Raw genomic sequence first — 26,549 nt, forward strand, 5'->3', positions numbered from 1 at the left:
AAAAACAAAACAGCATTAGCTATATTTGTTCGATAAATATTGAATACGATAATGACAAAAATTCTGGGGATTATAGGAGGTGGACAGCTTGGAATGATGATTACTGAGGCAGCTAAAAAGATGCCAGAACATGTTTCAAAAATCATAGTGCTAGATCCAACTGAAAATTGCCCCGCTACCCAAGTTGGAGCTGAGCAAATACTTGCAGATTTCAAAGATAAGGCAGCCATAATTGAGCTCTCTGAAAAATCAGATATCATTACATATGAGATTGAGTCGGGAGACAGTAATGTACTAAAATCCGTTGAAAAAAATGCTGAGATAAATCCCTCGCCAGAAACACTACATACAATTCAAGACAAATTTTTACAAAAAACATTTCTAAAAGAACACAATATTCCTGTTCCAGAATTTATAGAAATCTCAAATACCGATGATGTGAGAGATGGATTGAAAAAATTTGGAATTCCTGCAGTACTAAAAGCAAGACGTGATGCATATGATGGACGAGGTAATTTTAAAATAAATTCTGAAAATGATGTAGAAAAAGCATTTGATTATTTCAAGGGCCAAAAATTAATGCTAGAAAAATTTGTTTCATTTAAAATGGAAGTATCAGTAATTGCAGCTAGAAATACCAAAGGTCAAATCAAAACATACCCTCTAGTTGAAAATATCCATGAAGAAAACATTTTACGTGAGACAATTGCCCCCGCAAGAGTTTCTTCAGATGTAACAGAAAAGGCTGAAAAAATTGCCAATCAAACAATGGATGTGTTAAAAGGAGCAGGGGTATTTGGAATAGAAATGTTTGTAACACAAAATGATCAAATAGCAATTAATGAAATTGCTCCACGAGTACACAATTCTGGACATCATACTTTACAATCAAGTGAAACATCTCAATTTGAACAACATTTGCGTGCAATTTTGGGATTAGAACTTGGTAGCACCAAACTTTTACGTCCAACAATCATGTATAACATATTGGGAACAAAATCATTTGAAGGAGAATACAAACCATTAGAAATTCTTGATGAAAATTTATTTCTTAAAATGTATGGTAAGAAAATTTCTAAACCCATGAGAAAATTGGGTCATTTTAATCTCATTTCAACTAACAATGAATCAATTGAAGATTTACTCAAAAAATTAGAATCCATTAAACCTAGGGCAGTAGTACAATCAGTCTAACTAAGTTTATTAATTGTGAAGAAAAAAAATCATTATGGCATTAAGTGCTGCACTAGTTATTACAGGAATCGCAATAGCATTACTTGTAATTTATGCGGCAGATGTAGCAGTTGCAATGTCTTCAGATAGCGATAACGGATTTTTACCACTTGATCACATGCAAAGAGGTATGGGCTTAGGTGGACCTGCATTAATTTTACCAATTATTGCATTCTTTATTTCTAGAAAAGAACCATCAAAAGGATTAGGAGTCATGATCGTTATCTCAGGAATTTTGATCATTATAGGTGGAATTGTGGTTTTAGCAAATCCTGCCCCGGGAGCAGAAGCCTCAGACAGAGATCCTGTTGCATCTACTGCAATGTTGTTTGCCCCTGCAATAATCCAGTTGGCTTTAGGTGGAATTAAAATAGCAAAATCTTAACTGAGAACATCATGCCAATTTGTGCTAAATGTAACAATGATGTAAAAAAAGTATATGATTGTGATCATACAGACTATGAAGAATATTGTGTAGAGTGTTACACTGAACTACACTACTATATGACAGAAAGTGAAAACGATGCTAACTGAACGAGAGATAGCAATTTATGCTCTAGGTAAAACCGAAGGACTCAATTCCATTGCAGAAACATTAGGAAAAGGATTTGATGATGAAAAATATATCGAGTCTTGGCATAAAACTATGAAACTTTTAGGAACTGAAATACCTTTAAAAGATTTAGAAAAAATCTACAATGAATTTGCAAAAAAAATGGATGCAGTTGTAGAATCTAATGAATCAAAAAAACAAGAGTAGACATTTTCATATACTGTATAGATAGAATAGTTTTATTGAGAGCAATAATTTTAGCTGGCGGTCGTGGAAAACGTCTAAAACCAATAACAGATTATGTGCCAAAACCCCTAGTTCCAATAAAAAATGTCCCTATAATTGAATGGCAAATAAGATATTTGAAAAAATTTGGAATTAATGAGGTTATTATTTGTACAGGATATAAGACAGAAATGATTGAAAATCACTTGAATATGAAAGATGTTGGAATCAAAATCAAATTCTCTATAGAAAAAACTCCTTTAGGTACCGGAGGAGCAATTAAAAAAGCTGGAAAGATGATTAAAGAAAAATCATTTTTTGTATTAAATGGAGATACAATTACAAACATTGATTTAAAGAAATTAAGAGAAAAGAAAAATGCAATTGCTGCAATTGAATTAAGGACAAAATATGGTATTTTAGAAACAGATGATGATAAAATTTTGAATTTCAGAGAAAAAAAAGAAATTTCAGATACTTGGATGAATGCAGGAATTTATCACTTACAAAAAGAAGTCCTAAAAGAACTTCCAGATATAGGAGATATTGAAAAAACAGTTTTTCCAAAATATGCAAAAAAAGGTATACTAAACACAGTTAAATTCAAAAATGCAAAATGGTATTCAGTAGACTCATTCAAAGACATGGAAGAATGTGCGCTAGAAATAAAGAAAATAATAAAATAAAATTTTAATTTAGGCACCAGTTCTGTGCAATGTAACCATCATGTATGCCACTTCTTCAACAAAGGATTCATCTTTGCTCGCAGAGGCATATTTTGTAGCGTCATTCCAAAAATTGGATTCATAAGATGGTTTTTGTACAAATACTTGTTCACTCATCAAGTTGTATTTTAGGGATTTTCTGATAATACGGCGCCTCAAGGAAAATTAACCCAATGCTAAAACAGAACACTAGAATATCCAAACATCGTATGGTCTTCATGCGTATTGCATGCAGTTTGGGTTCAATGCTTTCAGTAAATGAGATATTAAATTGTGCCAAAATCATGTCTAATACTCAAACAGAGACAATTTGGGTGCCTGAAACATGGGGAATGGAGAATTTTTCCATGTTAACCGCAGTTTCTGGAAAAACATCTACTCAAAAAATAGGCTCATCAATTATCAACATCTATTCTAGAAGTCCTGCAGCGATTGCAATGGGTGCAGTCACAGTAGACACCATATCAAATGGAAGGCTGATCCTAGGTCTTGGGACTAGCAGTCTCCCGATAGTAGAAACTTTTCACGGATACAAATTTGAAAAACCATTAGAGCGAATGAAAGAATATGTGGAAATAATTAGACTAATCTCATCTGGAAAAACAATCACTTATTCAGGAAACATTTTCAATTTAAAAAATTTTAGATTACTAATTAAACCACAAAGAGAATCAATTCCAATCTACATTGCAACAGTTAATGAAAAGATGGTAAATTTAACATGGAGTATTGGAGATGGAGTAATTTTTTATCTTAGACCAAAAAATGAAATGAAAGAAATTATTACAAAAATGCAGTCAAAAAGAAAAATCGATGTTACGTGTCAAATAATCACATGTGTTTCAGAAAATTCTGAAAAGGCAATTGAACGTGCAAAAAAAACATTGGCATTTTATATATCTGTAGGTAAAGTGTATAGAGAGTTTTTAGCAAAAAATGGATTCAAAAATGAGACATCAAACATATATGAAGAGTTCAAAAAATCTGGTTTTTCATCAAATCATGAATTAGTTTCAAATTCCATGTTACAAAAACTTACAATATGTGGAACACCTGAGGAATGTAAGAAACAACTTGATGAATTTAAAGAAACAGGGATTGATTTACCAATTATTCAATTCAACCCAATAGATGACACTATGGAATCATTTAGATTATTACAAAAAACATTTTTGGATGAGTAGTAATGAAGAAAGTAGGAATTGCAGGATATGGAATTACCCCTTTTACCAAAGAAGATAAAAAAATAGAATCCATACTTTTTGAATCTACAAAATCTCTGCTTGAAAACAACCCAAAAATCTCAAAAAACAACATTGATGCAGTACTAGTATCGACAAATAATAATTCAAAATACCTCTCACCTATTTTGTCAGAAATGATGGGCATTCAACCAAAAATTGCTCATTCAGTAGAAAATTTGTGTAATTCAGGCACAAATTCCATAGTGTCTGCATTTTCATATGTTGCCTCAGGTCTTGCAGATATGGTATTAGTAAGCGGGGCTGAAAGATATGACAGTCCAGGTCAGATTTTAGAATGGGATAATTCTCGTGGAGAATTTAAACATCCAATATTTTGGGCATCAATTTTTACAAGTTCCTATAAACGACAGTTTGCTGTTTCTGATGAACAACTAGCTTTAGTATCTGTAAAAAACCATGCACAGGCACAAAATAATCCAAATGCCATATCAAAAAAAACATATTCAATACAAGATGTGATTAATTCTAAAATAATCACAGGTGATCTAAAATTACTTGATTGCTCAAGATCATGTACTGGCAGTGCATCAATCATTTTAGCATCAGATGAGATGATTAAACAAATTACTGATCAACCAATATGGATTTCAGGGATAGGACAAAAAACAACATCAGCAGGATTTACAAAAAATGAATCGTTTAATTCAATGGAATCAACAAAAATAGCTAGTCACACAGCATTACAGATGGCAAATAAAAAAATTCAAGATGTTGATGTAGCAGAAATACATGATGCATTTTCAGTATGTGAACCAATGGCATTAGAAGCAATTGGTTTTTCAAAAAATGGAGAGGGATTAAATTTGGTTAAAGAACTGTATGACAAAAAAGATTACAAAATTAATCCCAGAGGGGGATTGATAGGTTCTGGACATCCACTTGGAGCAACAGGAATTGCACAAACAATAGAAATTACTCAACAATTAGAATCAAATGCAAAAAATAGACAAATTGAAAATGCTAAAGTAGGATTAGTACACAACATGTCAGCTGCTGCAACATCTTCAACTGTTTTGGTGTTGGAAAAATGAATTTTGAATCAGAGCTTGCTCAAGGAAAATTTTTCATTCCAGAATGTACTGTATGTGAAAAAATTGTATGGCCTCCTGCGGAGTTTTGTAATAATTGTATGGGAACAGTGTCTCTAAAAAAAGGAGATTTTATGGGTAAAATCTTGGAGTATTCAGTGCATAATGAAGCGTATTTTTGCATTGTAGAGATTGAAAATACGTTTAGAATTATGGCAAAAATATCTGAAAAACCACACATAGGCCAAGATGTAAAAATTTCAAAATGCGGTATTAATAATGGGAATTATTTTTTTCAGGTCAATTGAATTTAGTGTAGATGTAAGGTGTTTCGCTAGTCTGATCAAATGTCCACACTGTAGGAAGTGAAACGGTTTTAATCACTTGTAAATTATGATTTTGGATTAATGAACTCCAACCACCATCGGATAGATTTCCAGACAATTGTCGTTTGGAATGAGTTCCGGCAAAAACTATTCCTGTTGATTTTTTAAGATTGTCAATAGAATTTATTTTATCAATTATACTTGTAGCCAGCATATCACCTCCCATTTGAGGTAATCCTCCAATAAAAAATACAGGTGATTTTAATTGGAATTTTGAATAATCAAATTCTAATGCATCATCGCAAACAGGATCAAAATTTTGTTCAATGTCATTGCAAATTAGTTTTTGTAATTCTACCAAACCATCATCGATTTCAATACTGTGAGAAGTAAACCCTAAAAATTTTCCACAAAAGGCAATCCGTCCATCACCTGAACCAATATCGATTAATTCTTGATAACCTAATTTTTTTGCAATTAACACCATCAAGTATGCTGAAAACATCCAAGTTGGGTAAAATGGTTGACAGCTAGTTCCATGTTTAATGCTATTGAGCCAATAATCATTGATGTCTCCTTCATATACAACACAGTCAATTCCTAAAATTTTTTCTTCAAATGAATTAAAGTAGATAGGGTTTTTTTCTACAAATTTATGAATATACTCTAGATGAGATTCTTCTAATGGGAATTGATCTGAGGTGGATGCAGGAATTACTTCCTGAATATGTGCATTTCCTGAATAATTTTTAGCAAAATCTTGCTTTATTGAAACAAAATTTTTGATAATTTGATCAAACATAAATTTTCTAAATACAGGGGTTTGATAAACTCACTGCAAATTATGGTGATTTTCTTGATAAAAGATAAGCAATTTCTTGTTCCACTTTTTTTAGTTGATGAATTGTTGTTACCTGTAACTTTTCAATATCATTATTTTCATTTTCAGAAGGTTCCATTACTAGTTGGAATTCAAGTTGTTTTAGGGTATTGAGGTAGAAATCACGTTGTTCCAATAATTTTTCAATTATAATTTCAGACAATTAGATAATTTTGAATCAGGTTCTATTTAGATAGAGTATTCGATGACCTCGGAATAGTTGAATTAGCAACGATCACGACATTCATTACTAAATTAATAGATGAAATTCAAATTATTTTAAAAATGTTAATGTTAAAATGACTTTTTGTTGAGTTATTATGTAATTACCCACCTTACTATACCTAAAATTAGGAACTAAAAGGCATGCAAACAAAAACAATGACAATCTCCAAACTAGCAAAAAAAACAAAAACCAATAATCAAAAAGCTGCCAAAACAAGAAGACAACGGGGCTATCAATGGGAAGACACACTAGTTAAACGATTCAATACAACAAAAAACTGGAAAGCATTCAGATTAGGTTCACCAAGTATTGCGTTGCCTGATGTATTAGCGGTAAATACAGATAACAGCACAATTTTTACCATTGAGGCCAAATCAGGAACAAGTACATCCCTTCCGGTTCCAGCTGATCAAATTGAACGATGCTTAGAGTGGATAAAGACATTTGACATATATCAAAAAAGACATGTTTTGCTAGCCTTCAAGTTTCTATCTAAGAAAAGGATAGGAATAGGCCAGTATGAGGGTAGAGAACTCAGAGAATTTTACAAGATATGGGATGATACTCTGGAAATTACTGATTGTGTCTGTACATATGAAGGCAAATTCTTTGCAAAAATTAATGGAGAACGAAAAGAGATTCCTCTTAAAGAATGTACAATGCCATTTAAAACAAAACAGCGTAAATAGTGCCTAATTTTCCAAAATCTGCAAATCGTTTTTTAAGGATAAATAAGAATCAAAATTATTGTCTGATGTAAACAAAGATGAAGAGGCCCAGTCGCTATGGGAAATAGAATCAAAGAGAATTCAAGAAATCAAAAATCCTCCAAAACCTGAAGAGGTAGTTACAGAAAAAGTCGATATCCCAACTGAAAAAATACCTGAATCTGAGGAGAAATACATACCAAAGTCCAATACAGAACCAGAACTACCCGAAATCAATATCAATACAAGTTATGATGAAAAACCAACCTCTGAGTTGAATTCAGCAGCACTTTTGGAAACCGTTTCTGATGCAGAAGTAAATTCCAGAATCAGTTTTGAGGAATTCACTGATGAAAAAATATTGATCAGTCACGATGCATTTGGAAATAAGCAGATGAAAATCAAAGTGTTAGAAGTATCTGATGAAACGCCACCATCAAAATGGAAGTTTGGAGACAGAGTCAAAGTAACTAAAATTCTTGTAACAATAAAACATCTCACAACACAAGAAGTTGAAGAAGGGGAGTTTGATGTTGAGGCAATTGAAAGAGAATTACAAGAAAAAAGACATTATACATCTACTAATAGATGGATCCCTGCTAGCGACATTAAAAATGGCTATGTTGTAGGTTCAAAACATACAAGATTGATTAGTGATGCTTCAGCACTAGATTATATCGTATTCTAAAAATTCATTATTTTTCTCTGAAAAACATTATAAAGATAAGAATTCGAAAAATGGTATGAGTTCAAAAGAATTCGAGGTAAATGGAACCGATTACCGGATTGTGATTACAGATCAAGTAGTAGGACATGTAAACAACCTCAAAAATCTCTATAATGCAGCATATGAGGATCCTGAAAGCTTCGAGGATGTTAGTGCTGAGATTTCAAACACAATTAATGAAATTGCCGCAACCGTAGAGCCTGATGCAGAAGATAGTGACCTTGACGGATTAATTCAAGAGATTATCAAGGCAGTAGATAGCAAAGCTGAAGAAATTGAAAAAGAGTTAGAAGGGAAAGAATCTACAGGAAAGAAATCAAAATCCAAATCTAAAAAATAATCTCATTTGACCTTAAACTCATAAAAATTTGGGGGATAAAATATATTCTAAATAAGACTACAAACAACATGTCTGGAAGTTGTGAATGTGGGATTTGTGGTCATCATTCTGAGTCAGAATGTCTTGAAAAAGAATGTAAATGCTGTTTGAATTTCCATGAAAGATCTGGACCTAAACGAAAATAATTTTAAAAATTAACTTTCTTCTTTATAACAACTGCAGTTTTTTGACATATGTCTATTACAACCAAATAATTTATGATCCTTACACCCACACAAGACACATTTTTTTTCACTCAAACCTTCTCTAACAACTCCTTAACATCTGCCATCATTTTATTTTCTTCTAGTGACTCTAAAATCTTTAATCGCATATTTTTCACCCTATGCAGATCCTCATGATAGAGTGGAGCCATAGTTTCAATTTCTTGCTCAAATGAATAATTTGTTAAATAATGTTTAAATTTTAATTTCAAAGGTTTAAAATCCGAATGATGTATTTTACTTTCATCAATCTTATTTGAGATTACTTTTAGAAATCCGCTAATTTTGAGTAATTCTTTTTTAATAACATCCAGATCTCCAGGTTTTTCCTGAATCTCAGATAGATGATCATATGATTCAAGAATTTGGGATAGAATACTTTTCAAATATTCATTATATGTGGTCACAATTATTTTCCAAATACATCTAATCTAAAGTTTAGGAAAAATAGCTTGACTTGTCTAAAAATTACACATTTGCTTTAAATTATCATTAATTTTTCGTAATGACTATGCAGGGAGACGCTTATCTCAAATGTATTGATCCACAATGCGGATTAGAATATCCAATTGAGAGCACAAATGTACAATGTGATAAAGGTCACTTGCTAGATGTAAAATACAAAAAAACACCATCCACAAATCTAAAAGATGTCTTTTCTAATCGACGAAATCCACAAGGAAGTATTTTTAATGAAAGTGGGGTTTGGCGATTCAGAGAATTACTAAATTTTTGTCAAATTGATACAGAAAATATTGATGAATGCTCAAAGTACTTAGTATCATTAGATGGGGCTGAAGGAAGACAGTCAAAACCATACCAAATGTCAAAGGCTGCTGAATTTGTTGGAATTTCAAGTAATAATTTATGGCTACAACCAGAAGGATACAATCCAAGTGGTTCATTCAAAGATAACGGAATGTCTACTGCAGTAACACATGCTAAGATGATCGGTGCAAAGAAAATTGTTTGTGCGTCAACTGGAAACACATCAGCTTCGGCAGGGATGTTTGCAGCAAATGAAGGAATTAATTGTGATGTGTACATACCAGCAGGTCAAATTGCGCCAGGGAAGCTTAGTCAAGCATATCAATTTGGAGCTCAAATTATAGAAGTTGATGGAAATTTTGATGATGCCTTAAAACAATCATTAGAAGATGCTCAAAACCATGAAGGATACACAGTAAATTCCATTAATCCATTTAGAATCGAAGGACAAAAAACAATTCCATTTAGGGCATTAGAGTATCTCAACTGGGAATCCCCTGATTGGATTGTCTATCCTGGCGGAGCACTTGGAAATACTTCGAGTTGTGGGAAAGCATTAATGGAACTCTATGAATGGGGATGGATTAAAAAAATTCCAAGAATTGCAGTAATCAATTCTGAAGGCGCAAGTACACTATCTGATTTGTATAATGGTAAATTCGAAGGAGAGGAATTAAGGTGGAATAAGGGTAAACCAAATACGGATTTAATCACAAAATATTATGATCATTTGGATAAAGAAGGAATACGTCCCAAAACTAAAGCCACTGCAATTCAAATTGGAAGACCCGCAAATATTTTGAAAGGACTTCGAGCATTAGAATTTACAAATGGAGTTGCAACTACGGTTTCAGATTCAGAAATGCTTGATGGAATGTCCGTAGTAGGATTAAATGGGTTTGATTGTGAGATGGCATCGGGGGCATCAGTAGTAGGAATTAAAAAATTGATGGATGAGGAAATCATCAAAAAAGACGATACAGTAGTAGGTATTCTTACAGGTAGACAAAAAGATGCAATGCTTCCAGTTGATTACCACAAAAATCCAGAAAACAAATTTGCCATACCTCCAAAAAGCTAGCCTCAGATCATCTGCAAAATAACAAATGCTCAATATCAAGAGTTAAATCCAAGAACAACAAAATGATGGTAACCAAGAGATGGTGTTTGACACATAAAATGAATGACCGTTATAGTTGTTCTAATTTAATTTTCAGGAGAAAGAAATGGTAGAACTTTGGATGGAGTTAGCAGCACTTGCAGGATTAATTGGCCTCTCAGGTTTTTTTAGTGGATTAGAAGTTGCATTAGTGGGAACTAGTCAAGCGACAGTTGAACGTTTACTTAAAGAAAAAAAACGTGGCTCTAAAGCACTTTACAAATTAAAATCAAATCCAGGATGGATGATGTCCTCTGTTAATCTAGGCAATAATTTAGTAAATGTTGGGTCGTCTGCATTAGCAACGGTTGTTGCCATAAAAATTTTTGGAGACGAGGGTTTAGGAATTGCTGTTGGGATTATGACATTTTTAATTATTATTTTTGGTGAAGTTACTCCAAAAACATACTGTAATGCTAATGCCTCAAAAGTAGCATTAAGAACAAGTGGAATATTGATTTTCTTTAGTTATGCAACATATCCTGTTGTTTGGATTTTAGAAAAAATAACACGAGGAATGATAAAAATTACTGGTAGCGATTATCACCCCCCTGCTTTAACAGAAAAGGAGATTAAAGGAATTATTGATCAAGGATTCAAAGATGATGCATTAGAGAAAACAGAAAGGGATTTGGTTCATAGTGCACTAAACTTTGATGATACCGTTATCAGATCAGTAATGACACCAAGAACAAAGATGTTTGTACTTCCAGCAAAAATGTTGATTTTTGATGCATTACCATTAATTAATAAAAGTACACATTCTAGATTTCCAATTTATGGCGAGACTAATGACGACATTATAGGATTTATTCATGTTAGAGATGTTTTGAGAGAATTAGAATCAGAAAACAAAATGGTTACATTAAAAGAAATCTCAAGAGAGCCAGTCTTTGCGTCACAAGAAAAAATGGTCAGTGCATTACTAAAAGAGATGAAGGGAAGGAAAACACACATGGCCATTGTAATTGATGAACATGGAGGCGTTGAGGGACTAGTAACACTAGAAGATTTGATTGAAGAGATTGTAGGGGAGATTGAAGATGAAACAGATGCAGAAATAAAGAAAAACATTCGGGTTGTAGATAAAAATACCTTAATTGTAAGTGGAGATATTCAAATAGAACAAATTAATGAATATTTCAAGTCAGATATTCCTGAAGGAGATGACTATTCAACATTAAATGGATTGTTACATCATGAATTACAAGACATTCCTCGTTCAGGTGACAAAGTGGAGTTGAATAATTTGAAAATCATTGTAGATAAAGTTGTAAAAAATCTACCCACAGAAGTTAGAATAGAACGAATGCGTGAAAAAAATTAGAATTTTTTAAAGTGCTCTTGTAATTTTTGTTTCTTTTCAGTCATATGGAATATAGATTCAGTATGTGCAAATGCCTCAGAATATGATTTTTCAAATAACATTGCCTGCATTAACATATGATTTTCAGGAATAACAATTCCTGTTTGATCATCAGAATACATCATTTGAACTGTATCTCCAATTGAGGTAGTCATATTGGCATGAATATGAATCATGTTTGTATCAGTAAAATTGAAGCCCATGTTTTGAGCATAATCTCTAACATCTTTTGTGCCTTTTGCAGTCCATAATGTTGCGACCCCAAACTCATTTGTAAAAAGTTCATGAATTTCAGAATGCTTTGGGGCAGTTCCATTGAATCTAACATCCATAATATGCAGATGCATCTGTCTTGTTGGTACTTTGATTGCTCTAACATAAAGAGGGGCATCTTTGCCAAAATACAACTTCACATCATCTCCGTGATGAGGTTTTTCAGTCATTTCAATAGTGTCAGAAAGTTTCTTTTCAGTTTGTTCAATGTCTGCCCATCTTCGCACAAGTGTTACATCAAAGCGAATAATACTGTCTCCAAATTTTTCTCTTAAAGGTTCTAAAATTCTACCCATTCCAGTAACATTACAACTTCCCTGCATGACATGGTTTTTTCCTATTGCAAGATCATAATTTGCACGAGAGTTAAACAATAAATCAGAAACAGCATTATCTCCCATAGTGGATTCCCCACCCTGGTAAATTGCAGAAATGTTACGTGGCTCATACAGATTTTTTTTATTTTTAAAACCATGACCGCCAGGTGCAGCATCAACTACAAGATCAGATTTGTCTAATGCCGATTCAATTGAACCAGAAATTTTAAAATCTTTGAAATCATCTACTTTACTTTCAGGTACATAAACATCAAGGCCTCTAGAAATAGCAACGTTGACATCTTCATCAGGAGAATATTTTCCAACTCCAACAACAGAGATTTCTGGATCATCTTTTAGAAAGGCAGTAATTCTACTACCAATGGATCCATATCCATTAACAAATACATTCTTCACACATTATCACAAATTATCCCGTTTTTTTAGGTATTGATATCTAACAGATAGTAGCCTCTAGCAAAAAGAACAAAAACTAGTATAATTTGATAAAAATTCTTTTTAGCGTATTCATACAGTCAAAATCATGAATCATTATTTACTCATGGGGATTTTTTCATTAATGTTTGGGTTTTTCTCAATAACTACAGCTTTTGCAGAAGTAGATCCACTAACAGAAGTATCATTTATGAAAACAGGCACGCTACACACAAACGAAAATAAATTTCAAATAAGTAATGAAATTACCGTTAGAGAATTTTTCAATGGTAAAATAATTCGGATTTCAGGACAGACCTTGGAAGGATTTCCATACATAACATATTCTAAAATTTTAAACGACGATATTCAAACTCATGGAATAATTTTTGTGGGAGGAAAATTTGTAAAACTGTCATTTGAGGAAACGCTCCCACAAAAAGATGAATTAGAAAAAGAAGATAATTTGCAGATTCTGGTCCAGTACACACAAAGAGTTCATTCACAAAAAACTGCACATGTAGACATCAAAGTATATGATCCAACACAAAACAAACTAAATGATTTTAATCTCAATTATGGATTTCTAGCAAATACAAGTATTGAGGTAATTGTTTTAGATGAAGACGGTAAAAAATTTCATTCATCTACAGGATTTACGAACAACAAAGGACTTTTTGAAACAGAATTTTATATCCCTGAAAGATATCCTAGAGAAACATTAACGGTAACAATTAATGCTGAAGACCAAGATTCAAAATCATCTAAAATATTACAGATTTTCACATTAGGTGCAGTACCGGAACATGGGAGTTCTCCATAGCGCAAAAGACTAAATGATATAAATAATTTCAAAAATTATTGATACATGGTCCATCTTTGGCAATAGGTGCAGGAATATCTGCAGCTGTACTAGTTGTTGTGTTTCTTGGATTTGATCAAGTTGCTAATGAGCATGAATTAGTAATTGAACCCACACCTAATGTACAACCAGAAGGACCAGCAAAGATTACAATGAGTACATTTTTGGAGAACGGTTCTTCAATATTAGGAGATTCTAGTGCACCAGTAATATTAGTAGAGTTTGGAGACTACCAATGCCATTTTTGCAATGTCTTTTTTCATTCAACTGAAGGAGATATCTTGAAAAATTATGTAGAAACAGGTAAAGTTCGCATGATCTTCAAAGATTTCAACATTATAGGACCCGATTCAATTAATGCATCTCATGGAGCACATTGTGCAAATGATCAAGGAATGTTTTGGGAATACCATGATATCTTGTATTCTAATTGGACTGGAGAAAATAATGGATGGGCATCATCAGAAAACTTGCTCAAATTTGCACAAGAGATTGGATTAGATATTGATTTGTGGTCTGAATGCATGATTAGTGGAAAACATTCACAAACAATAGTTGCAAGCAATGATGATGCAAGATCGCTTGAATTAACTGGAACTCCAGCATTTTTTGTGATTGGACCTGATGGAAAAGTTACCCGATTGTTTGGAGCACAACCATATTCAACATTTGAAAATATTTTTGAAATTGAATTAAAAAAAATAAAATAATTTGCGATCAATTTACGAATAAAGTTAAAAAAAAGTATCAAAATTCCCTTCCTAGTTAGATAGAATTTACACAATAACCTTATTAATGAAATATCGGACGCAAGCTTATGGCAGCGGGAATTGATGACATTGCAATATACATACCTAGACTATACATTGACGCAGCAGATTTTGCAAAAGCTAGAGGACTAGACCCAGTAAAATTACAAAAAGGTCTTGGAGTATCTCAGATGGCAATAGTCGATGCCAATCAAGACCCAGCAATTTTGGCAGCAAATGCATGTTTGAAGATCATGCAAAAAAACAAACTATCACCAGAAGATATAGGTCGATTATACGTATCAACTGAATCATCATTTGATGAATCAAAGGCAATGAACTCTTTTGTTATTGGAATGCTCGAACAAGTTTATGGTCAAGGCGCATTTGAGCACTGTGGAGGAGTGGAAACAAAATTTGCATGTGTAAGTGGCTCATATGCATTGTATGACAATACAAATTGGATTAGAGCAGGAGAAGCTGAAGGAAAACACGCACTTGTTGTAGTGTCTGATATTGCAAAATATGATATGGGCTCCAGTGGAGAAATGACACAAGGTGCAGGAGCAATGGTAATGCTTCTAAATGACAAACCAAGATTATTAGCATTTGATCCTAGAGTAACATCAACATCAATTAAAGATGAATATGACTTTTACAGACCCTTTGGAAAAGAGACACCAATTGTTCATGGACAATATTCCAACATGTTATACATGATTCAAGTAAGAAAAGCACTTGAAGCATACAAGAAAAAAGTAATCTCATCAAAACTAATCAACATAGAACCAGGAGAAACAATACTAGACCATATGGATTACATTAACATGCACTTGCCATATAGCAACATGGGAAAGAAAGCATTAGCATACCTAGTAAGACATGAATGGCGTCAACTCCCAAGATGGAAAAAAATTCTGCAAGAAATTGGAATAGAAGAGCCAATTCCAAAAGATCCTAGAGGAACCATAGAATCAGTGTTAGGTGATGAGGAGTTTATGGCAAAAGATCATGAATTTACTAAACTATTTACTAAAACACCAGAGTATCAAGAAGTCTATGAATCAAAACTTGCAAGTTCATTAATTGCATCAAGTATGATTGGTAATTTGTATACAGCATCACTATACCTAGGGTTTAGGAGCAGTCTTGAATTTGAATATCAAAAAGGAATCAAATTGGAAGGAAAGAGAGTAGGATTTGGATCATATGGTAGTGGAAGTAGTGCCATGGTGTTTAGTGGTGTAATTCAACCTGAATACGAAGAGATTGTGAAAAACATGAACTTGGAGGCAGAAATTGGAGATAGACGAAAACTAACCTGGGAAGAATACGAAGAACTTCATGAGAACAAATTATCACCTGAAGACTCCATGCTACATTCAAAGAAAGAATTTATTCTAGTTGATGTAAATAAAGAAACTGAATCCAAAGGCGAAAGACGTTACATCTACAATGAATAATGGATGAAGAATCAAATCCAATCAAGGATTACCTATTTGATTATATCAAAAACTCACAAACAATACCAGAATTAATCTCTAAAAAGAAATTTGATGTTGTCATTAATGAAATAATTCAACATTGCTATGATAAAATAATTTTAATGGATAAAAAAGATGTAGCAGTTGGAGTACTTGCAACAGGACTTCTTCATTATTTGTTGACTAATGCGTTGCTGAATAGTCAAAGAAAAATAGAGTGTCAAGGAATTGAATTAGATATCATAATTCCCGATATCAAGACACTAGAAAAAGATCCAAAAATGGCTCTGCTAATTTGTATTCCAAAGTATTCGGACAAAAGAATCATTGAAGAAAAAATAGAACAGTTAGAAAAAATTCAACCAATCAAAGAAAATATTTGGATAGTTCTATCTGAAAACATAAAACTAGACAAGAAGACATTTGTTTTATCCAAACAAGATTCCTCTTTTTCAAAGATAATTTTTGAGATTGCTCAGTTTAGTAATGTGGGTGGGGCAAACAAATTCAAAATTTTACGAGTGTAAGATTAAAAAGAGAATAAATATCAAAAAAACATACAAAAGTTATGGCATCAGTTATCATAATTCCAATAGTTATAGTTGCGGTGGCGGGATTGAGTGCTTACTTGGTGTATAGATATGCCATGTATGATTTTCTATGTAAAAGATCAGTCAATCAGACCCTTAAAAGATACAATATCAAAAAGACACCATCTCAAATCATCAAAGAGTATTATGAGCAAAAAGATGAGAAAAAATCACACAAAGAGATTCTAAATTTGGAAAAATACTATAGGCAAAAAGAACCAGACCAGTTCCTAGCCATGTACGATGTGCTTAGAGAAAAATAAAACAACTAATTTTGAAACACTATGGTTGCATAGGTATCTGGATAAATGGAGTTCCACCTTCACCAACTACTAGAGGTAATCTTCCATCCCAAGCTTGTGTCTTTAGCCATTCCAAATAGTTTGGATTTTCAGAAAGTGCTTTGTTGATAATTGCAATTGCTTCAGCTTCACCTTTGGCTTCTGCAATATTTGCATTAGCAAGACCAATTGCATTTGCTTCACGTTGTCTTGCCTCTACTTCAATTCTTCGCAAATCATTCTCTGCTCTTAGAGCGTTTTGCTCAGCTTCTACTTTGGATTCAATGGCTTGAGCAAATAATGGTGAGAATTCAAAATCTGTAATTGAAATTACATCTGTTACAACATTAAATTGGTTTAATCTTTCTGTGATTGCAGCTTCAATATCTTGTTTAACAAGAGGTCTTTTTGTAATTAGTTCTTCAGCATTATATTTTGCAGTTACTTGTTTTACTGTCTCCTCAATTGCAGGTTGGATTACTCTATTTTCATAATCAAGCCCTAAATTCTTGTATAATCTATGTACACTTTCCTTATCAGGGTGATAATTGACGGTAACTGTTGTTTCTACTGTTTGTAAATCTCTTGATGCACTTCGGGCATCACTTGCATACTTTAGAGTACGAACTTCAATGTTAACTACTTCATCTTGAAAAGGGACTACAAAATGCAATCCTTCATCAAGAGGCGGTTGTGTAAGATCAACTGCATTCCAGTGTAATAATACTCCTCTATGACCGGAATCCACTATCTTTACAGATGCGGTTGCTACAACACCTATGAGGATTAGAATGATAATTCCAATTACAACACCTTTGGCAGCATTAATGTTAACTGACATTTTTGGAGATTGGTATTTTGACAACCATTACACTAGACATCTACTCCTTTTATACCATCTGTAAAATCACAAATCGCATTAAAACACCAAAAATGAACAAATTTATCACAAGAATACAAATGTAGTCTATGGCAGATCCAAACTATTCTTGGTTTTATTTGGTATTATTTTTGGCCATACCCCTATCTAGAATCATTCCAAGATTAATTTCAAAACGAAGGGAGAAGACTGATGGATATAAAACTAAAGAAACACAAACAGAACAAAGTACTGAATGGAGACCAAAACAAGAATCATTAAAATCACAAACAAAAGAAATGCAAGTTCTTGGAATAATGCATCAAGGTGCCAATACATTTGATAAAATTCAAAAAAACACCCAGATTGAAACCAAAGTACTTGATTCAATTTTACAAGAGTTAGAGCAAAAAGGCCTCATCAAGGTAGTAGAAAAACAAGGAATGTTTGGTCCAAAAATTGAGTTATACTCCACAGATAAAGGATTCAAAGAATATTATTCATAGTTATTTTAATAGCAATTTCAAATCAATATTCTTTTTGAAGATTTGATTCAAAGATGCATCACTCATGTCTTGGATAAATGGAATAGAACCCAATACTTTGATTCCTGTAAGATTTTGCAAATCCCTTGTCAAGTCTTTGATTGGATAGCCACTTTCAAAGTCATTAATGATTATTCCCTTGATTGGGATTTTGTACTTTTCACACATCTTTACTGTCATTACAGTGTGATTAACAGTTCCAATTTTACTACGTGTGACAATTACTGTTGGAATTTTCATCTCTTTTATCAAATTTGTAATGTAATAGTCTTTGAGAATAGGAGTCATGATACCCCCCATACCTTCAACTAGAATCACTTTGTGAAGTTTTGATAATTTTTTGAAACTAGATAAAACTGTAGAAACTTTGGGTTTTATTTTTAGTTTCTTCCAAGCAGTATAGGGTGATGCAGGAATTAAAAAGAATTGAGGGTTTACCAAATTTTCAGGATCACATGTTTGGGCAGCACTAGATAAAATTTCAACATCTTCGGATTTGTAGCCTTTTTTTTGAGCATCTCCTGCAGCAAATGGTTTCATCACACCAACATCCACACCCATTTTGCGCAGCACTACAGCAAGCCCTGCTGTGATGTAGGTTTTTCCAACATCTGTATCAGTTCCTGCAATAAAGAGAGATTTCAACAAAATATTTTTAGATGTATCCATTGATTAATTCATCGGTTAATTATTAAGATCTGACATCATAGAAAATCAAATGAAAAGTTATGTTTGGCACCCAAATACCCAGATGACTGAATGGGATTCTTTTGATAAAATTACCAAAGCCAAAGGAATGTGGCTAATAGATTCCAAAGGCAACAAAATGATAGATGCCGTAGCCTCTATGTGGTGTAATGTTTGGGGACATTCAAACCCTCAACTAGTCAAGGCAATCACAAATCAGAGCAAAAAACTGCAGCATTCATCAATGTTCAACATCACAAATGAGCCTGCAGAGAAATTAGCAGACAATCTAGTCAAAATCTCCCATGGAATGCACAAAGTGTTTTTTTCAGATAATGGATCATCAGCAATGGAAATTTCAATCAAAATGGCGTTACAGTATTGGAAAAACATTGGAGAGAAAAGAACAGAGATTGCAACACTAGAAAACGGATACCATGGAGATACCTTTGGCGCGATGGCAGTAGGATATGTGCCAGAATTTTTTGGGAAATTCAAAAAACAATTATTCAAAACAATACAATTTCCAGTTCCAAACAAATATCGACTGCCAAAAGAATATACGTTTTCTGATTATCAAAATGAATGTCTTGAAAAAATTGAAAAAAAGTTTTCAAAAAATAAAAACATTGCAGCATTTGTAATGGAAAGTGGTGCACAGGTAGCTGGGGGAGTCATAATTTATCCAAAAGAATTTCAAAAAAAGATTAGTCAATTATGTAAAAAATATGATGTATTGTTGGTCTTAGATGAGATTGCAACAGGATTTGGCAGATTAGGTTCTATGACTCAGCATGAAGAGCAAAAATCCACTCCAGATATTGTAGCATATGGAAAAATGTTAACAGGGGGTTATCTTACCATGGCTGCAACACTTGCAAACAAAAAAGTCTATGATTCATTCTCAGGAGAATTCAATGATTGGAAGCATCTCTTTCATGGTCACACATACACTGGAAACCCACTTGCAGCATCAGTTGCAAATGAAAATATCAAAATGTATCACAAAAACAAATTGATTAAAAAAATTCAGAAAACATCCAAAATATTTGAAAAATACTACAAGGAAATTTCTGAAATTGATATTGTTGGAGATATCAGACACAAAGGAATGTTAATGGGAATAGAACTAGTCACTGATAAAAAGAAAAAGATCCCAATTCATCCCAAAAAATCAATCAATAAAATATTCTATGAAGAAGGCAAAAAGAACGGAATCTATCTAAGAACCCTTGGGAATATAGTCATGCTTGTTCCACCCCTGGCAATATCTGAAAAAGAACTTGATTTACTCCTAAAGTGTACAATTAAGACTATTCTGAGTGCAAGGTCTCAAGTAATCTGACTGCTAACCCCCTAGATCGTTTCAAATCTTTTAAGATTCTATCTAAACAAACTATTGAAAAAATCAGTCATTGAAAATATGACTTGATCAAATGTATGAATCCAGAAATCATCATGGAATTTCTCATCTGCCAAAATATGTGAATGAGAATCTGTTAGTTCAACTGTAGCATGTGGGTGTGCTTCTACTATTGAAATAATTCCGGGGATTAAGAGAATTGATACAATTACAAAAATTATCACATGTTTCATACCTGATTTTCATAACAAAACTATTTTTACTTTTTTGAGATACTGACCTTTACAGATACAAACTAATGCTTGCAAACGTATTGTTTTGTGAATCTATTGCTGATAGAAAAATAAATTGATTGAATTACAATTTTTTTAATATACTTTGGAATTATATCAAATTTCTTACAAATCAATCTAAAAAAATGAATTTTATTATCTATGTTTTCTATTAATGCCTAAATACTATATTTCCTCTATCTTATTGGGTATGGTGGGGGTTGTAAGTGGAAGTAATTGATAATTCTCTTGTAGAACCTATTGAAATTCGAATGATCAGACCATCTAAATTCCCAGTTAGATACAAACTCCCATCAAATTCCTCAGAACTTGTAAACCTCAAATCTAGCATTAAAGAACATGGATTACTTCAGCCAATTGTGATCAGACCTCTTGATCATGGATTTGAGATTGTTGCAGGTCATAGAAGGTTTTCTGCATGTAAATCAATGCGTTGGAGATTTATTCCTAGTAAAATTAGAGATTTGTCTGACAAACAAGCATATGAAATCCAACTAACTGAAAATATTCAAAGAAAATCAATGGACCCAATTGAGGAAGCCGAGGCATACCAAAAATACGTAAATGAGTATGGCTGGGGGGGCGTAAGCGAACTAGGGAAAAAAATTGGAAAAAGTGAAGAATATGTATCTCATAGAATGCAACTTCTAAAACTCCCTGATGATGTGAGAGAAAAGATTGTTCACAATGATTTGAGTGTCAGTCAGGCATTAGAACTCACAAACGTTGATGCGTCTATGAAAAGCGAGTTTGTAGATGAAATTGTAGGTAATAAGCTTACAGTAAAACAGATCAGAATCATGAAAAAGAAGACCAAAGAAGAAACCGAACTTTACAAACCAAGTCCTAACAAGAATTCTAAAACCCTTAATCTGGTAAATAAAAGTAACCTTGCACTTAAAATCACTCTTTCAAGAATTGATGATTTGATTGAAGATGCACATGGTATTGATCCAAAACAAAGAGTAGAGATGATCAAATTTTTGATGGGTCTCAGATTGAAAACTCATTCAATGATAGATGAAACTATTAAATTTAAAAAGAAATTTTCAAAATAATTTTGTTATTTTATGATCCAATAAATGGCGGCGCCCATTCTTTGAGGAATTTTTTGTATTCATCTTCAGTGTATGTCAGAGCATAAATTGATGCTTCTGTCTGTGGAACAAAGTCATAGACCTCATAAGTTTGAATAATATCTCCAAATAGATTTCTATAGATGTCATTTTCCTCATCTGCCATCTCATTTGACAAAAATGATTTTACTGTGATCCAATCATATCCACCACGTGTCCTACCTGAAAATAATACAAATGGCGCATCATTAAGATATTTTTTCAAACCTACTAGACGTTTTGGAAGTGCTTGTGATGTTCTAAATGTAACAAGATCTACTCGAACAACTCTATGTGGAATTTTCTTTACATCTACTTTGATTGTATATCCCTTAATAATTTCATCTTCCTCAAGTTTTGTTATTCTAGATTCGATCTCTTCTTCTGCTAAATCATAGTTGAAACCTTTTAGATAATCCCATATCTCAAATACATCTTGTTTTGAGTTTTGGGAAAGCGCTGAAATTATAAGTTCATCAACCCTATCCACCATTATGCATAATCCCACAAATCAACTATTTAACAAATTTTCTAAATCTGTATTTTAGGGAAGAAATTTTTTGACTGTTTTAATTCTATTTTAATACCTGTTTTTTTGATACTATTCTACTGGTCTCTATATTACCTGAAAACGTAGGATATGTTGTACTGATAGGAGTTGGATTGATAATGGCATTATCAGTCATACTGATGGTCAAGGCCGAAACAAAATGGCTTGGAACTAGAAAAACCTCTGAGTGGTTTTATACTGCTGGACGAACAATCAAAACGGGATTAATTGCATCATCTATAGTATCTGCATGGACATGGGCTGCAACTTTACTTCAATCTTCTACTGTGACCTATGAGTTTGGATTGGGAGGGTCGTTTTGGTATGCAGCAGGTGCCAGTATTCAGGTTATCTTGTTTTCAATTCTTGCAATTGAACTAAAAAGAAAGGCGCCAATGACTCACACTTTTCCTGAGATGATCTATGTTAGATATGGAAAACATTCTCACAAGATTTTCTTATCTTTTGCATTAATGACTAACACAATTGTTACTGCGATGCTTGTTTTAGGCGGTGCTGCAGTAATCCACTCGCTTACTGGAGTAGATATTACTATAGCCGCATTTCTAATTCCTGTTGGAATAATCCTATACACTATTGGGGGAGGTCTTAAAGCAACATTTTTTGCAGAATATCTTAATGCAGCATTCATCTTTGTTGTGGTTTTGATTTTTGTAACTGTTATCTATTTTGCTACCCCTGAAATTGGGGGAATTTCTGGAATGTATGAAAAACTCCGTCAAGCATCTATTTTAAATCCTGTAGAAGGTAATGTATTTGGAACATATCTGACATTGGCATCAATTGGTGCTCTGATATTTGGCATCATCAACATTGTTGGAAACTTTGGAACTGTTTTTGTTGATCAATCATATTGGCAACGAGCAATTGCATCACGACCACGGGCTGCTACTGGCGGATTCATTATAGGTGGTTTGGCCTGGTTTGCCATCCCATTTACACTGGCTACTACTCTTGGTCTAGCGGCAATTGCTACTGGCGTCGTTCTAAATGAAAATGAGATAGAGTTGGGTCTTGTTGCCCCCACTACAGCCACAAATCTAATGGGTGATCTTGGAGCCGTTCTAATTCTTACAATAATATTTACAGCAGTTACTGCTGCGGGGTCTTCTCAATTAGTAAGTGTGTCATCTCTTATCACGTATGATGTATTTCGTACCTATCTGAAACCTTCTGCTACCGGTAGAGAATTGATTAGAATATCTCGATTTACCATCTTAGGATTTGGGATTGGAATGGGTGTTTTAGCATCTCTCCTATTTCATTCTGGATTTAGTTTACAATATGTCTATCTGATGATGGGTGTTCTGATAGGGTCTGCAGTTGCTCCGATCTCCTTTGCATTATTGTGGAAAAAGACCAACAAATTTGCTGCCACATCTGCTGCAGTAATTGGATTGGCATGTGGTGTTTTCTCATGGATCTTTGTAGCAAATTCTATCTATGGAGAAATCACACTTGCTTCAACAGGGAATTTAATTCCACTTTTGATTGGAAATGTTGTTTCAATCCTTGTCAGTTTGGGAATCACAATTGTTGGTAGTTTGATAAAATCTGAAAACTTTGATTTCCAAATAATGAAACAAAAAATTCTGGTTGTAGATGATAAGGTTCGTTCTATGCTAAGACGAGATACTGATGAAGAATTCCTTCAACGTTCTTTGAGATTTTGTAAAAGAATTGGATTCTCAATTTCAGTATTTCTTGTTATTGTTTGGCCTACCTCTTTTTATCTAACAGAGTTTGTTTTTGAAGAACAGTCATTCCACCTATGGGTTTGGCTTGCTATAACTTGGGCATTTTCGGCAGCAGGAATAATCATCTTTTTACCATTAATTGAGGCTAGAAGAAACATTACTGAGATTTTCCATAAAGCACAAATGAATCAAAATGAAGAGTTTGATGATTCTCAAGACTCTAAATATGATCTACCAATAATGAAAATCCTAGTCCCAGTTGACGGTTCTGCAAGATCACTTAAGGCATTGTATCAAGCAAATTATTTGTTTAGAGGTGCAGCAAAGGTTAGGATATACCTACTTCATGTGATAGAATGGACTGATGAAAATGAAGAAAATATTGATGAAGCATTATCAGAGCAAATTCAAGAAGAAGGCCGACTGATTCTAAGAAGTGTTGTTGTCCCCAAAAATATTAGTGACTATAAGAGAATTGTAAAACTGGGGGATCCTGCCCAAAAGATTTCCGAACTTGCTGACAAACTCAAAATTGATGTGATAATTATGGGCAAAAAGGGAATAGGAAAGTCCACTTCAGATTTGGGTCATGTTACACAAAAGGTACTCAAGTTAACTTCCAAATCTGTTGTTCTATCGGAATAGGAATAAAATCTTTGTCTTTTGATGAAAAGCTAAGAATTTTTTTTGGAAAATCATCTATCTTTGCCTCAATTGAAAACTTCTTGGTATCTTTGAGCATATGAATAATACTGTAATGTCTTGAGAATTCCTTGGTTAGATTGTTTTTAATTTTTTCTACAGGGGATTTTTTTCTAATCTCATTTACTACATGAAAACCACATACTATTATCAATTGGTCTAAACCTTGTTTTTTTCTTTGTATGATAGAATCTTTAGCAATTTTATACAATATATCAAAATCTTTCTCATGACTTTTACAAAACTGAATTTTTTTTGTTTGTTTGAAATTATTAATTTCAATGTTAAAATAAATTTGAATCAATAATTAAAATATGATATTATGAAAATACTCTTTTATTGCATAAAAAAATTTATTAAAAAGAAAAATTTTTTGACCTAGACTAACTCATTAATCTATACCATAATCTTTGTATGTTTTTGGACTCATCTTCATATTGTGCATCTTCATGACTGCCTCCACTCCGTATTCGTCAATGTATTTTTGATATTCATAGTGATATGGTTGCATTCCCGTACATGTTATCTCAAAATTATCGACCAGTACAAAGACTGATGCTTTATTATAACTATAGTCTTTGTCATTTAGAGTATCTATTGTATAGTTTGTAATGTCACACTCTCTGTATGTCATCTTTCTAATTGGAAGATCTCCTTGTTCTAGGTATATGGACATTCCAAATTCTGAGAATTTATGTTCTGCACCAAATGGACCTGTTCCTCGATTAAACTCTTCATCTGCAGCTCTATATAGAATACTTTTGTCAATTCCTACCATTCCTTGTAGATTTACAACTGGTGTTTCTCTGTTAAATCCAGATACATGTTGATACACATCAAAACTATTGATTTGTATAGTTTCTGAATCAAAGCTAAATTCGGTTATGATATTGATATCATTTAGACTGTTTCGTGGCATCATTCTTGTAGATTTGACCTCCTCATAGTCTACTTTGTAATCTACAACAAATGGACTGTTTTTGAAAGTGTGTAGTGCCAAAGCATTACCGACAAAACTCCACTGGCCAGTTGTAGTGTACTCGTTTACTAGAGTTATTTCATAATGTGTTTCTCCATCTGTTGTCCAAATGAATTTACCTTTATCTTCTCCTGGTTCTAGTGGACCTCTAAGTGAGACTAATTGTACAGGTTCAGATGCAGAATAGTATAAAGTCCCTGTATACTCTTTTTCGCTAATGGGGATGATTACTGCTAGTTGATGATTTTCATGTCCTATACCTGGATCTCTTTCTGAAATAATTCTATCAAACCCCTCAACAGGAATTTTTTCTCCTAGTTGGGCATTACTTGAGAATAAACTTGTTTGCTCTTTAATTGCCTTTTGACGTATGTCTTCTTGACTAAAAGTTTCTTGAGCAAATGATTGTGTAAATTCAATAGATGTCAAAGATACTGATAGTATAGCTATGAACATGCTGATTTTGATTTTGTTATATGTCATTGAAGGTAATTAGAAAAATTTGTTAGTTATGTTTGAAACAGATTTTGCTGGTTAAATAACACAAAACATGTCTAGTCGACGTCGACTATATATCTAAAACAACATATCAATATCTATTACTATTTTTTTATATTGAAAAATATTTTAAAATTGTTTTACAAGTATCTCTGTGGTAAATACCTCAAAAAAAACAACTCCATTTTTAATGACAATAGATAATTCAGTTTATCAAAAAATAAAAAAACTTGCCTCAAAACGAGGAATTACAACTCAAGAATTTATTCGCGCAATAATTATTCCTGAGTGGATTGCAAAGGAGAGAAAATCAAAAAAATAATCTAATATTTTTTAAAATTTCTAATAATTTTCAATTGTTTTTCAAAGTGATGTTTAGACTTGTTTAAGATCTGATTTGTTCAATTAGAAATTTCATCTCTTCACTATTCCTAGGATTGGATGTGTCGGTTGGAATT

The 26,549-nt window shown here is 33.0% G+C and carries 33 protein-coding genes; 22 read left to right on the plus strand and 11 right to left on the minus strand.

Translation table 11 applies throughout. The features are described 5' to 3' along the window. Positions 1–51: 51 nt before the first annotated feature. The 4 genes from NPIRD3C_RS06555 to NPIRD3C_RS06570 all read left to right on the plus strand — a co-directional run bounded on the left by NPIRD3C_RS06555 (position 52) and on the right by NPIRD3C_RS06570 (position 2,697). Positions 52–1,194 carry a 5-(carboxyamino)imidazole ribonucleotide synthase gene (locus NPIRD3C_RS06555; protein ID WP_192827839.1) on the plus strand — a complete coding sequence of 381 codons (1,143 nt, stop codon included), beginning with the start codon at positions 52–54 and terminating at the stop codon, positions 1,192–1,194. A gap of 34 nt (positions 1,195–1,228) precedes the next feature. Then, positions 1,229–1,618, plus strand: a complete 390-nt coding sequence (locus tag NPIRD3C_RS06560; protein ID WP_148703387.1) for a hypothetical protein — start codon at positions 1,229–1,231, stop codon at positions 1,616–1,618. Between the two features lie 138 nt (positions 1,619–1,756). Continuing rightward, a complete protein-coding gene (locus NPIRD3C_RS06565; protein WP_148703388.1) occupies positions 1,757–1,993 on the plus strand; it encodes a hypothetical protein in 237 nt (78 codons plus the stop codon). Positions 1,994–2,028: 35 nt separating this feature from the next. Continuing rightward, entirely contained in the window at positions 2,029–2,697 is a 669-nt protein-coding gene (locus NPIRD3C_RS06570; protein WP_148703389.1) for a nucleotidyltransferase family protein, read from the plus strand. 9 nt (positions 2,698–2,706) lie between these two features. On the opposite strand, the gene NPIRD3C_RS10650 is transcribed toward NPIRD3C_RS06570, so the two are convergent. Further along, positions 2,707–2,853, minus strand: a complete 147-nt coding sequence (locus tag NPIRD3C_RS10650) for a hypothetical protein (RefSeq protein WP_182126985.1) — start codon at positions 2,851–2,853, stop codon at positions 2,707–2,709. A 101-nt stretch (positions 2,854–2,954) separates the two neighbouring features. Here NPIRD3C_RS10650 and NPIRD3C_RS06575 point away from each other — a divergent pair, with 101 nt between their 5' ends. From NPIRD3C_RS06575 to NPIRD3C_RS06585, 3 genes are read left to right on the plus strand one after another with little or no spacing between them, the layout of a single operon-like run. Then, positions 2,955–3,920 (plus strand): LLM class flavin-dependent oxidoreductase, encoded by a 966-nt coding sequence (locus tag NPIRD3C_RS06575; protein ID WP_148703390.1) that lies wholly within the window; start codon positions 2,955–2,957, stop codon positions 3,918–3,920. 2 nt (positions 3,921–3,922) lie between these two features. After that, complete coding sequence (locus tag NPIRD3C_RS06580) at positions 3,923–5,032, plus strand: thiolase C-terminal domain-containing protein (protein ID WP_148703391.1); 1,110 nt, start codon at positions 3,923–3,925, stop codon at positions 5,030–5,032. After that, the gene (locus NPIRD3C_RS06585; RefSeq protein ID WP_148703392.1) at positions 5,029–5,337 is read left to right on the plus strand and encodes a zinc ribbon domain-containing protein; all 309 of its coding nucleotides are present in this window, start codon (positions 5,029–5,031) and stop codon (positions 5,335–5,337) included. Before NPIRD3C_RS06580 ends, NPIRD3C_RS06585 begins: the two co-directional genes overlap by 4 nt. On the opposite strand, the gene NPIRD3C_RS06590 is transcribed toward NPIRD3C_RS06585, so the two are convergent. Together NPIRD3C_RS06590 and NPIRD3C_RS06595 are read right to left on the minus strand one after the other, a co-directional pair. After that, the gene (locus tag NPIRD3C_RS06590) at positions 5,330–6,157 is read right to left on the minus strand and encodes a hypothetical protein (protein WP_148703393.1); all 828 of its coding nucleotides are present in this window, start codon (positions 6,155–6,157) and stop codon (positions 5,330–5,332) included. The genes NPIRD3C_RS06585 and NPIRD3C_RS06590 overlap by 8 nt on opposite strands. 40 nt (positions 6,158–6,197) lie before the next feature. After that, entirely contained in the window at positions 6,198–6,398 is a 201-nt protein-coding gene (locus tag NPIRD3C_RS06595) for a hypothetical protein (RefSeq protein ID WP_148703394.1), read from the minus strand. A gap of 203 nt (positions 6,399–6,601) precedes the next feature. Between NPIRD3C_RS06595 and NPIRD3C_RS06600 the strand changes: the two genes are divergently transcribed. From NPIRD3C_RS06600 to NPIRD3C_RS06610, 3 genes are all read left to right on the plus strand, one after another. Next, positions 6,602–7,150 (plus strand): PDDEXK family nuclease, encoded by a 549-nt coding sequence (locus NPIRD3C_RS06600; protein WP_148703395.1) that lies wholly within the window; start codon positions 6,602–6,604, stop codon positions 7,148–7,150. Positions 7,151–7,406: 256 nt separating this feature from the next. After that, on the plus strand, positions 7,407–7,856 hold the full coding sequence (locus tag NPIRD3C_RS06605; RefSeq protein WP_425338882.1) for a hypothetical protein: 450 nt from the start codon (positions 7,407–7,409) through the stop codon (positions 7,854–7,856). A gap of 55 nt (positions 7,857–7,911) precedes the next feature. Continuing rightward, positions 7,912–8,235 (plus strand): hypothetical protein, encoded by a 324-nt coding sequence (locus NPIRD3C_RS06610; protein ID WP_148703397.1) that lies wholly within the window; start codon positions 7,912–7,914, stop codon positions 8,233–8,235. Between the two features lie 295 nt (positions 8,236–8,530). On the opposite strand, the gene NPIRD3C_RS06615 is transcribed toward NPIRD3C_RS06610, so the two are convergent. After that, the gene (locus tag NPIRD3C_RS06615) at positions 8,531–8,905 is read right to left on the minus strand and encodes a hypothetical protein (RefSeq protein ID WP_237087629.1); all 375 of its coding nucleotides are present in this window, start codon (positions 8,903–8,905) and stop codon (positions 8,531–8,533) included. 104 nt (positions 8,906–9,009) lie between these two features. Here NPIRD3C_RS06615 and thrC point away from each other — a divergent pair, with 104 nt between their 5' ends. Both thrC and NPIRD3C_RS06625 read left to right on the plus strand, forming a co-directional pair. Then, positions 9,010–10,347, plus strand: a complete 1,338-nt coding sequence (thrC, locus tag NPIRD3C_RS06620) for a threonine synthase (RefSeq protein ID WP_148703398.1) — start codon at positions 9,010–9,012, stop codon at positions 10,345–10,347. Between the two features lie 145 nt (positions 10,348–10,492). Then, on the plus strand, positions 10,493–11,752 hold the full coding sequence (locus NPIRD3C_RS06625) for a hemolysin family protein (protein WP_148703399.1): 1,260 nt from the start codon (positions 10,493–10,495) through the stop codon (positions 11,750–11,752). On the opposite strand, the gene NPIRD3C_RS06630 is transcribed toward NPIRD3C_RS06625, so the two are convergent. Then, a complete protein-coding gene (locus NPIRD3C_RS06630) occupies positions 11,749–12,798 on the minus strand; it encodes a type II glyceraldehyde-3-phosphate dehydrogenase (protein WP_148703400.1) in 1,050 nt (349 codons plus the stop codon). The two genes, NPIRD3C_RS06625 and NPIRD3C_RS06630, sit on opposite strands and share 4 nt — an antisense overlap. Positions 12,799–12,925: 127 nt before the next feature. On the opposite strand from NPIRD3C_RS06630, the gene NPIRD3C_RS06635 reads away from it, so the two are divergent. The 5 genes from NPIRD3C_RS06635 (at position 12,926) to NPIRD3C_RS06655 (ending at position 16,764) form a co-directional block, all read left to right on the plus strand. Further along, on the plus strand, positions 12,926–13,639 hold the full coding sequence (locus NPIRD3C_RS06635; RefSeq protein ID WP_182126995.1) for a hypothetical protein: 714 nt from the start codon (positions 12,926–12,928) through the stop codon (positions 13,637–13,639). Between the two features lie 38 nt (positions 13,640–13,677). Further along, positions 13,678–14,388, plus strand: a complete 711-nt coding sequence (locus NPIRD3C_RS06640; RefSeq protein WP_148703402.1) for a DsbA family protein — start codon at positions 13,678–13,680, stop codon at positions 14,386–14,388. Positions 14,389–14,495: 107 nt separating this feature from the next. After that, entirely contained in the window at positions 14,496–15,890 is a 1,395-nt protein-coding gene (locus NPIRD3C_RS06645) for a hydroxymethylglutaryl-CoA synthase family protein (RefSeq protein ID WP_148703403.1), read from the plus strand. Continuing rightward, positions 15,890–16,438 (plus strand): hypothetical protein, encoded by a 549-nt coding sequence (locus NPIRD3C_RS06650; protein WP_148703404.1) that lies wholly within the window; start codon positions 15,890–15,892, stop codon positions 16,436–16,438. The genes NPIRD3C_RS06645 and NPIRD3C_RS06650 overlap by 1 nt, the downstream gene beginning before the upstream one ends. Before the next feature lie 41 nt (positions 16,439–16,479). Beyond that, positions 16,480–16,764 carry a hypothetical protein gene (locus tag NPIRD3C_RS06655; protein WP_148703405.1) on the plus strand — a complete coding sequence of 95 codons (285 nt, stop codon included), beginning with the start codon at positions 16,480–16,482 and terminating at the stop codon, positions 16,762–16,764. 19 nt (positions 16,765–16,783) lie between these two features. Here NPIRD3C_RS06655 and NPIRD3C_RS06660 read toward each other — a convergent pair whose 3' ends face one another. Further along, positions 16,784–17,647 (minus strand): prohibitin family protein, encoded by an 864-nt coding sequence (locus NPIRD3C_RS06660; protein WP_148703406.1) that lies wholly within the window; start codon positions 17,645–17,647, stop codon positions 16,784–16,786. Positions 17,648–17,751: 104 nt separating this feature from the next. Here NPIRD3C_RS06660 and NPIRD3C_RS06665 point away from each other — a divergent pair, with 104 nt between their 5' ends. Further along, positions 17,752–18,147, plus strand: coding sequence for a winged helix-turn-helix transcriptional regulator (locus NPIRD3C_RS06665; protein ID WP_148703407.1), 396 nt, complete (start codon positions 17,752–17,754; stop codon positions 18,145–18,147). On the opposite strand, the gene bioD is transcribed toward NPIRD3C_RS06665, so the two are convergent. Next, the gene (gene bioD, locus NPIRD3C_RS06670) at positions 18,148–18,831 is read right to left on the minus strand and encodes a dethiobiotin synthase (protein ID WP_148704162.1); all 684 of its coding nucleotides are present in this window, start codon (positions 18,829–18,831) and stop codon (positions 18,148–18,150) included. It abuts the gene before it with no gap. 73 nt (positions 18,832–18,904) lie between these two features. Here bioD and bioA point away from each other — a divergent pair, with 73 nt between their 5' ends. After that, positions 18,905–20,218 carry an adenosylmethionine--8-amino-7-oxononanoate transaminase gene (bioA, locus tag NPIRD3C_RS06675; protein WP_148703408.1) on the plus strand — a complete coding sequence of 438 codons (1,314 nt, stop codon included), beginning with the start codon at positions 18,905–18,907 and terminating at the stop codon, positions 20,216–20,218. 38 nt (positions 20,219–20,256) lie between these two features. On the opposite strand, the gene NPIRD3C_RS06680 is transcribed toward bioA, so the two are convergent. Next, a complete protein-coding gene (locus NPIRD3C_RS06680) occupies positions 20,257–20,469 on the minus strand; it encodes a hypothetical protein (RefSeq protein ID WP_148703409.1) in 213 nt (70 codons plus the stop codon). Positions 20,470–20,735: 266 nt separating this feature from the next. Between NPIRD3C_RS06680 and NPIRD3C_RS06685 the strand changes: the two genes are divergently transcribed. Then, positions 20,736–21,587, plus strand: a complete 852-nt coding sequence (locus NPIRD3C_RS06685) for a ParB/RepB/Spo0J family partition protein (protein ID WP_148703410.1) — start codon at positions 20,736–20,738, stop codon at positions 21,585–21,587. A gap of 10 nt (positions 21,588–21,597) precedes the next feature. Here the strand turns inward: NPIRD3C_RS06685 and NPIRD3C_RS06690 are convergent, their stop codons facing one another. Then, positions 21,598–22,137 carry a histidine kinase gene (locus NPIRD3C_RS06690; RefSeq protein ID WP_148703411.1) on the minus strand — a complete coding sequence of 180 codons (540 nt, stop codon included), beginning with the start codon at positions 22,135–22,137 and terminating at the stop codon, positions 21,598–21,600. A 176-nt stretch (positions 22,138–22,313) separates the two neighbouring features. On the opposite strand from NPIRD3C_RS06690, the gene NPIRD3C_RS06695 reads away from it, so the two are divergent. Then, entirely contained in the window at positions 22,314–24,557 is a 2,244-nt protein-coding gene (locus tag NPIRD3C_RS06695) for a sodium:solute symporter family transporter (protein WP_237087630.1), read from the plus strand. On the opposite strand, the gene NPIRD3C_RS10885 is transcribed toward NPIRD3C_RS06695, so the two are convergent. Beyond that, a complete protein-coding gene (locus tag NPIRD3C_RS10885) occupies positions 24,520–24,768 on the minus strand; it encodes a hypothetical protein (protein ID WP_237087631.1) in 249 nt (82 codons plus the stop codon). The genes NPIRD3C_RS06695 and NPIRD3C_RS10885 overlap by 38 nt on opposite strands. Before the next feature lie 237 nt (positions 24,769–25,005). After that, positions 25,006–26,076, minus strand: coding sequence for a hypothetical protein (locus NPIRD3C_RS06705; RefSeq protein WP_148703414.1), 1,071 nt, complete (start codon positions 26,074–26,076; stop codon positions 25,006–25,008). Between the two features lie 169 nt (positions 26,077–26,245). Between NPIRD3C_RS06705 and NPIRD3C_RS10465 the strand changes: the two genes are divergently transcribed. Next, positions 26,246–26,413, plus strand: coding sequence for a hypothetical protein (locus tag NPIRD3C_RS10465; RefSeq protein ID WP_160272887.1), 168 nt, complete (start codon positions 26,246–26,248; stop codon positions 26,411–26,413). Positions 26,414–26,549: the final 136 nt, after the last annotated feature.

The organism is Nitrosopumilus piranensis (assembly GCF_000875775.1).
In the GTDB taxonomy this organism is placed as follows: domain Archaea; phylum Thermoproteota; class Nitrososphaeria; order Nitrososphaerales; family Nitrosopumilaceae; genus Nitrosopumilus; species Nitrosopumilus piranensis.

Coding starts and splice junctions, on each gene's coding strand:
- NPIRD3C_RS06665 (WP_148703407.1), top strand. CDS start 17,752: ATGGCAGATCCAAACTATTCTTGGTTTTATTTGGTATTATTTTTGGCC.
- NPIRD3C_RS06655 (WP_148703405.1), top strand. CDS start 16,480: ATGGCATCAGTTATCATAATTCCAATAGTTATAGTTGCGGTGGCGGGA.
- NPIRD3C_RS06625 (WP_148703399.1), top strand. CDS start 10,493: ATGGTAGAACTTTGGATGGAGTTAGCAGCACTTGCAGGATTAATTGGC.
- bioA (WP_148703408.1), top strand. CDS start 18,905: ATGAAAAGTTATGTTTGGCACCCAAATACCCAGATGACTGAATGGGAT.
- NPIRD3C_RS06635 (WP_182126995.1), top strand. CDS start 12,926: ATGAATCATTATTTACTCATGGGGATTTTTTCATTAATGTTTGGGTTT.
- NPIRD3C_RS06555 (WP_192827839.1), top strand. CDS start 52: ATGACAAAAATTCTGGGGATTATAGGAGGTGGACAGCTTGGAATGATG.
- NPIRD3C_RS06680 (WP_148703409.1), bottom strand. CDS start 20,469: ATGAAACATGTGATAATTTTTGTAATTGTATCAATTCTCTTAATCCCC.
- NPIRD3C_RS06645 (WP_148703403.1), top strand. CDS start 14,496: ATGGCAGCGGGAATTGATGACATTGCAATATACATACCTAGACTATAC.
- NPIRD3C_RS06560 (WP_148703387.1), top strand. CDS start 1,229: ATGGCATTAAGTGCTGCACTAGTTATTACAGGAATCGCAATAGCATTA.
- NPIRD3C_RS06610 (WP_148703397.1), top strand. CDS start 7,912: ATGAGTTCAAAAGAATTCGAGGTAAATGGAACCGATTACCGGATTGTG.
- thrC (WP_148703398.1), top strand. CDS start 9,010: ATGCAGGGAGACGCTTATCTCAAATGTATTGATCCACAATGCGGATTA.
- NPIRD3C_RS06585 (WP_148703392.1), top strand. CDS start 5,029: ATGAATTTTGAATCAGAGCTTGCTCAAGGAAAATTTTTCATTCCAGAA.
- NPIRD3C_RS06650 (WP_148703404.1), top strand. CDS start 15,890: ATGGATGAAGAATCAAATCCAATCAAGGATTACCTATTTGATTATATC.
- NPIRD3C_RS06690 (WP_148703411.1), bottom strand. CDS start 22,137: ATGGTGGATAGGGTTGATGAACTTATAATTTCAGCGCTTTCCCAAAAC.
- NPIRD3C_RS06705 (WP_148703414.1), bottom strand. CDS start 26,076: ATGACATATAACAAAATCAAAATCAGCATGTTCATAGCTATACTATCA.
- NPIRD3C_RS06575 (WP_148703390.1), top strand. CDS start 2,955: ATGCGTATTGCATGCAGTTTGGGTTCAATGCTTTCAGTAAATGAGATA.
- NPIRD3C_RS06565 (WP_148703388.1), top strand. CDS start 1,757: ATGCTAACTGAACGAGAGATAGCAATTTATGCTCTAGGTAAAACCGAA.
- NPIRD3C_RS06600 (WP_148703395.1), top strand. CDS start 6,602: ATGCAAACAAAAACAATGACAATCTCCAAACTAGCAAAAAAAACAAAA.
- NPIRD3C_RS10650 (WP_182126985.1), bottom strand. CDS start 2,853: ATGAGTGAACAAGTATTTGTACAAAAACCATCTTATGAATCCAATTTT.
- NPIRD3C_RS06580 (WP_148703391.1), top strand. CDS start 3,923: ATGAAGAAAGTAGGAATTGCAGGATATGGAATTACCCCTTTTACCAAA.
- NPIRD3C_RS06695 (WP_237087630.1), top strand. CDS start 22,314: ATGGCATTATCAGTCATACTGATGGTCAAGGCCGAAACAAAATGGCTT.
- NPIRD3C_RS06590 (WP_148703393.1), bottom strand. CDS start 6,157: ATGTTTGATCAAATTATCAAAAATTTTGTTTCAATAAAGCAAGATTTT.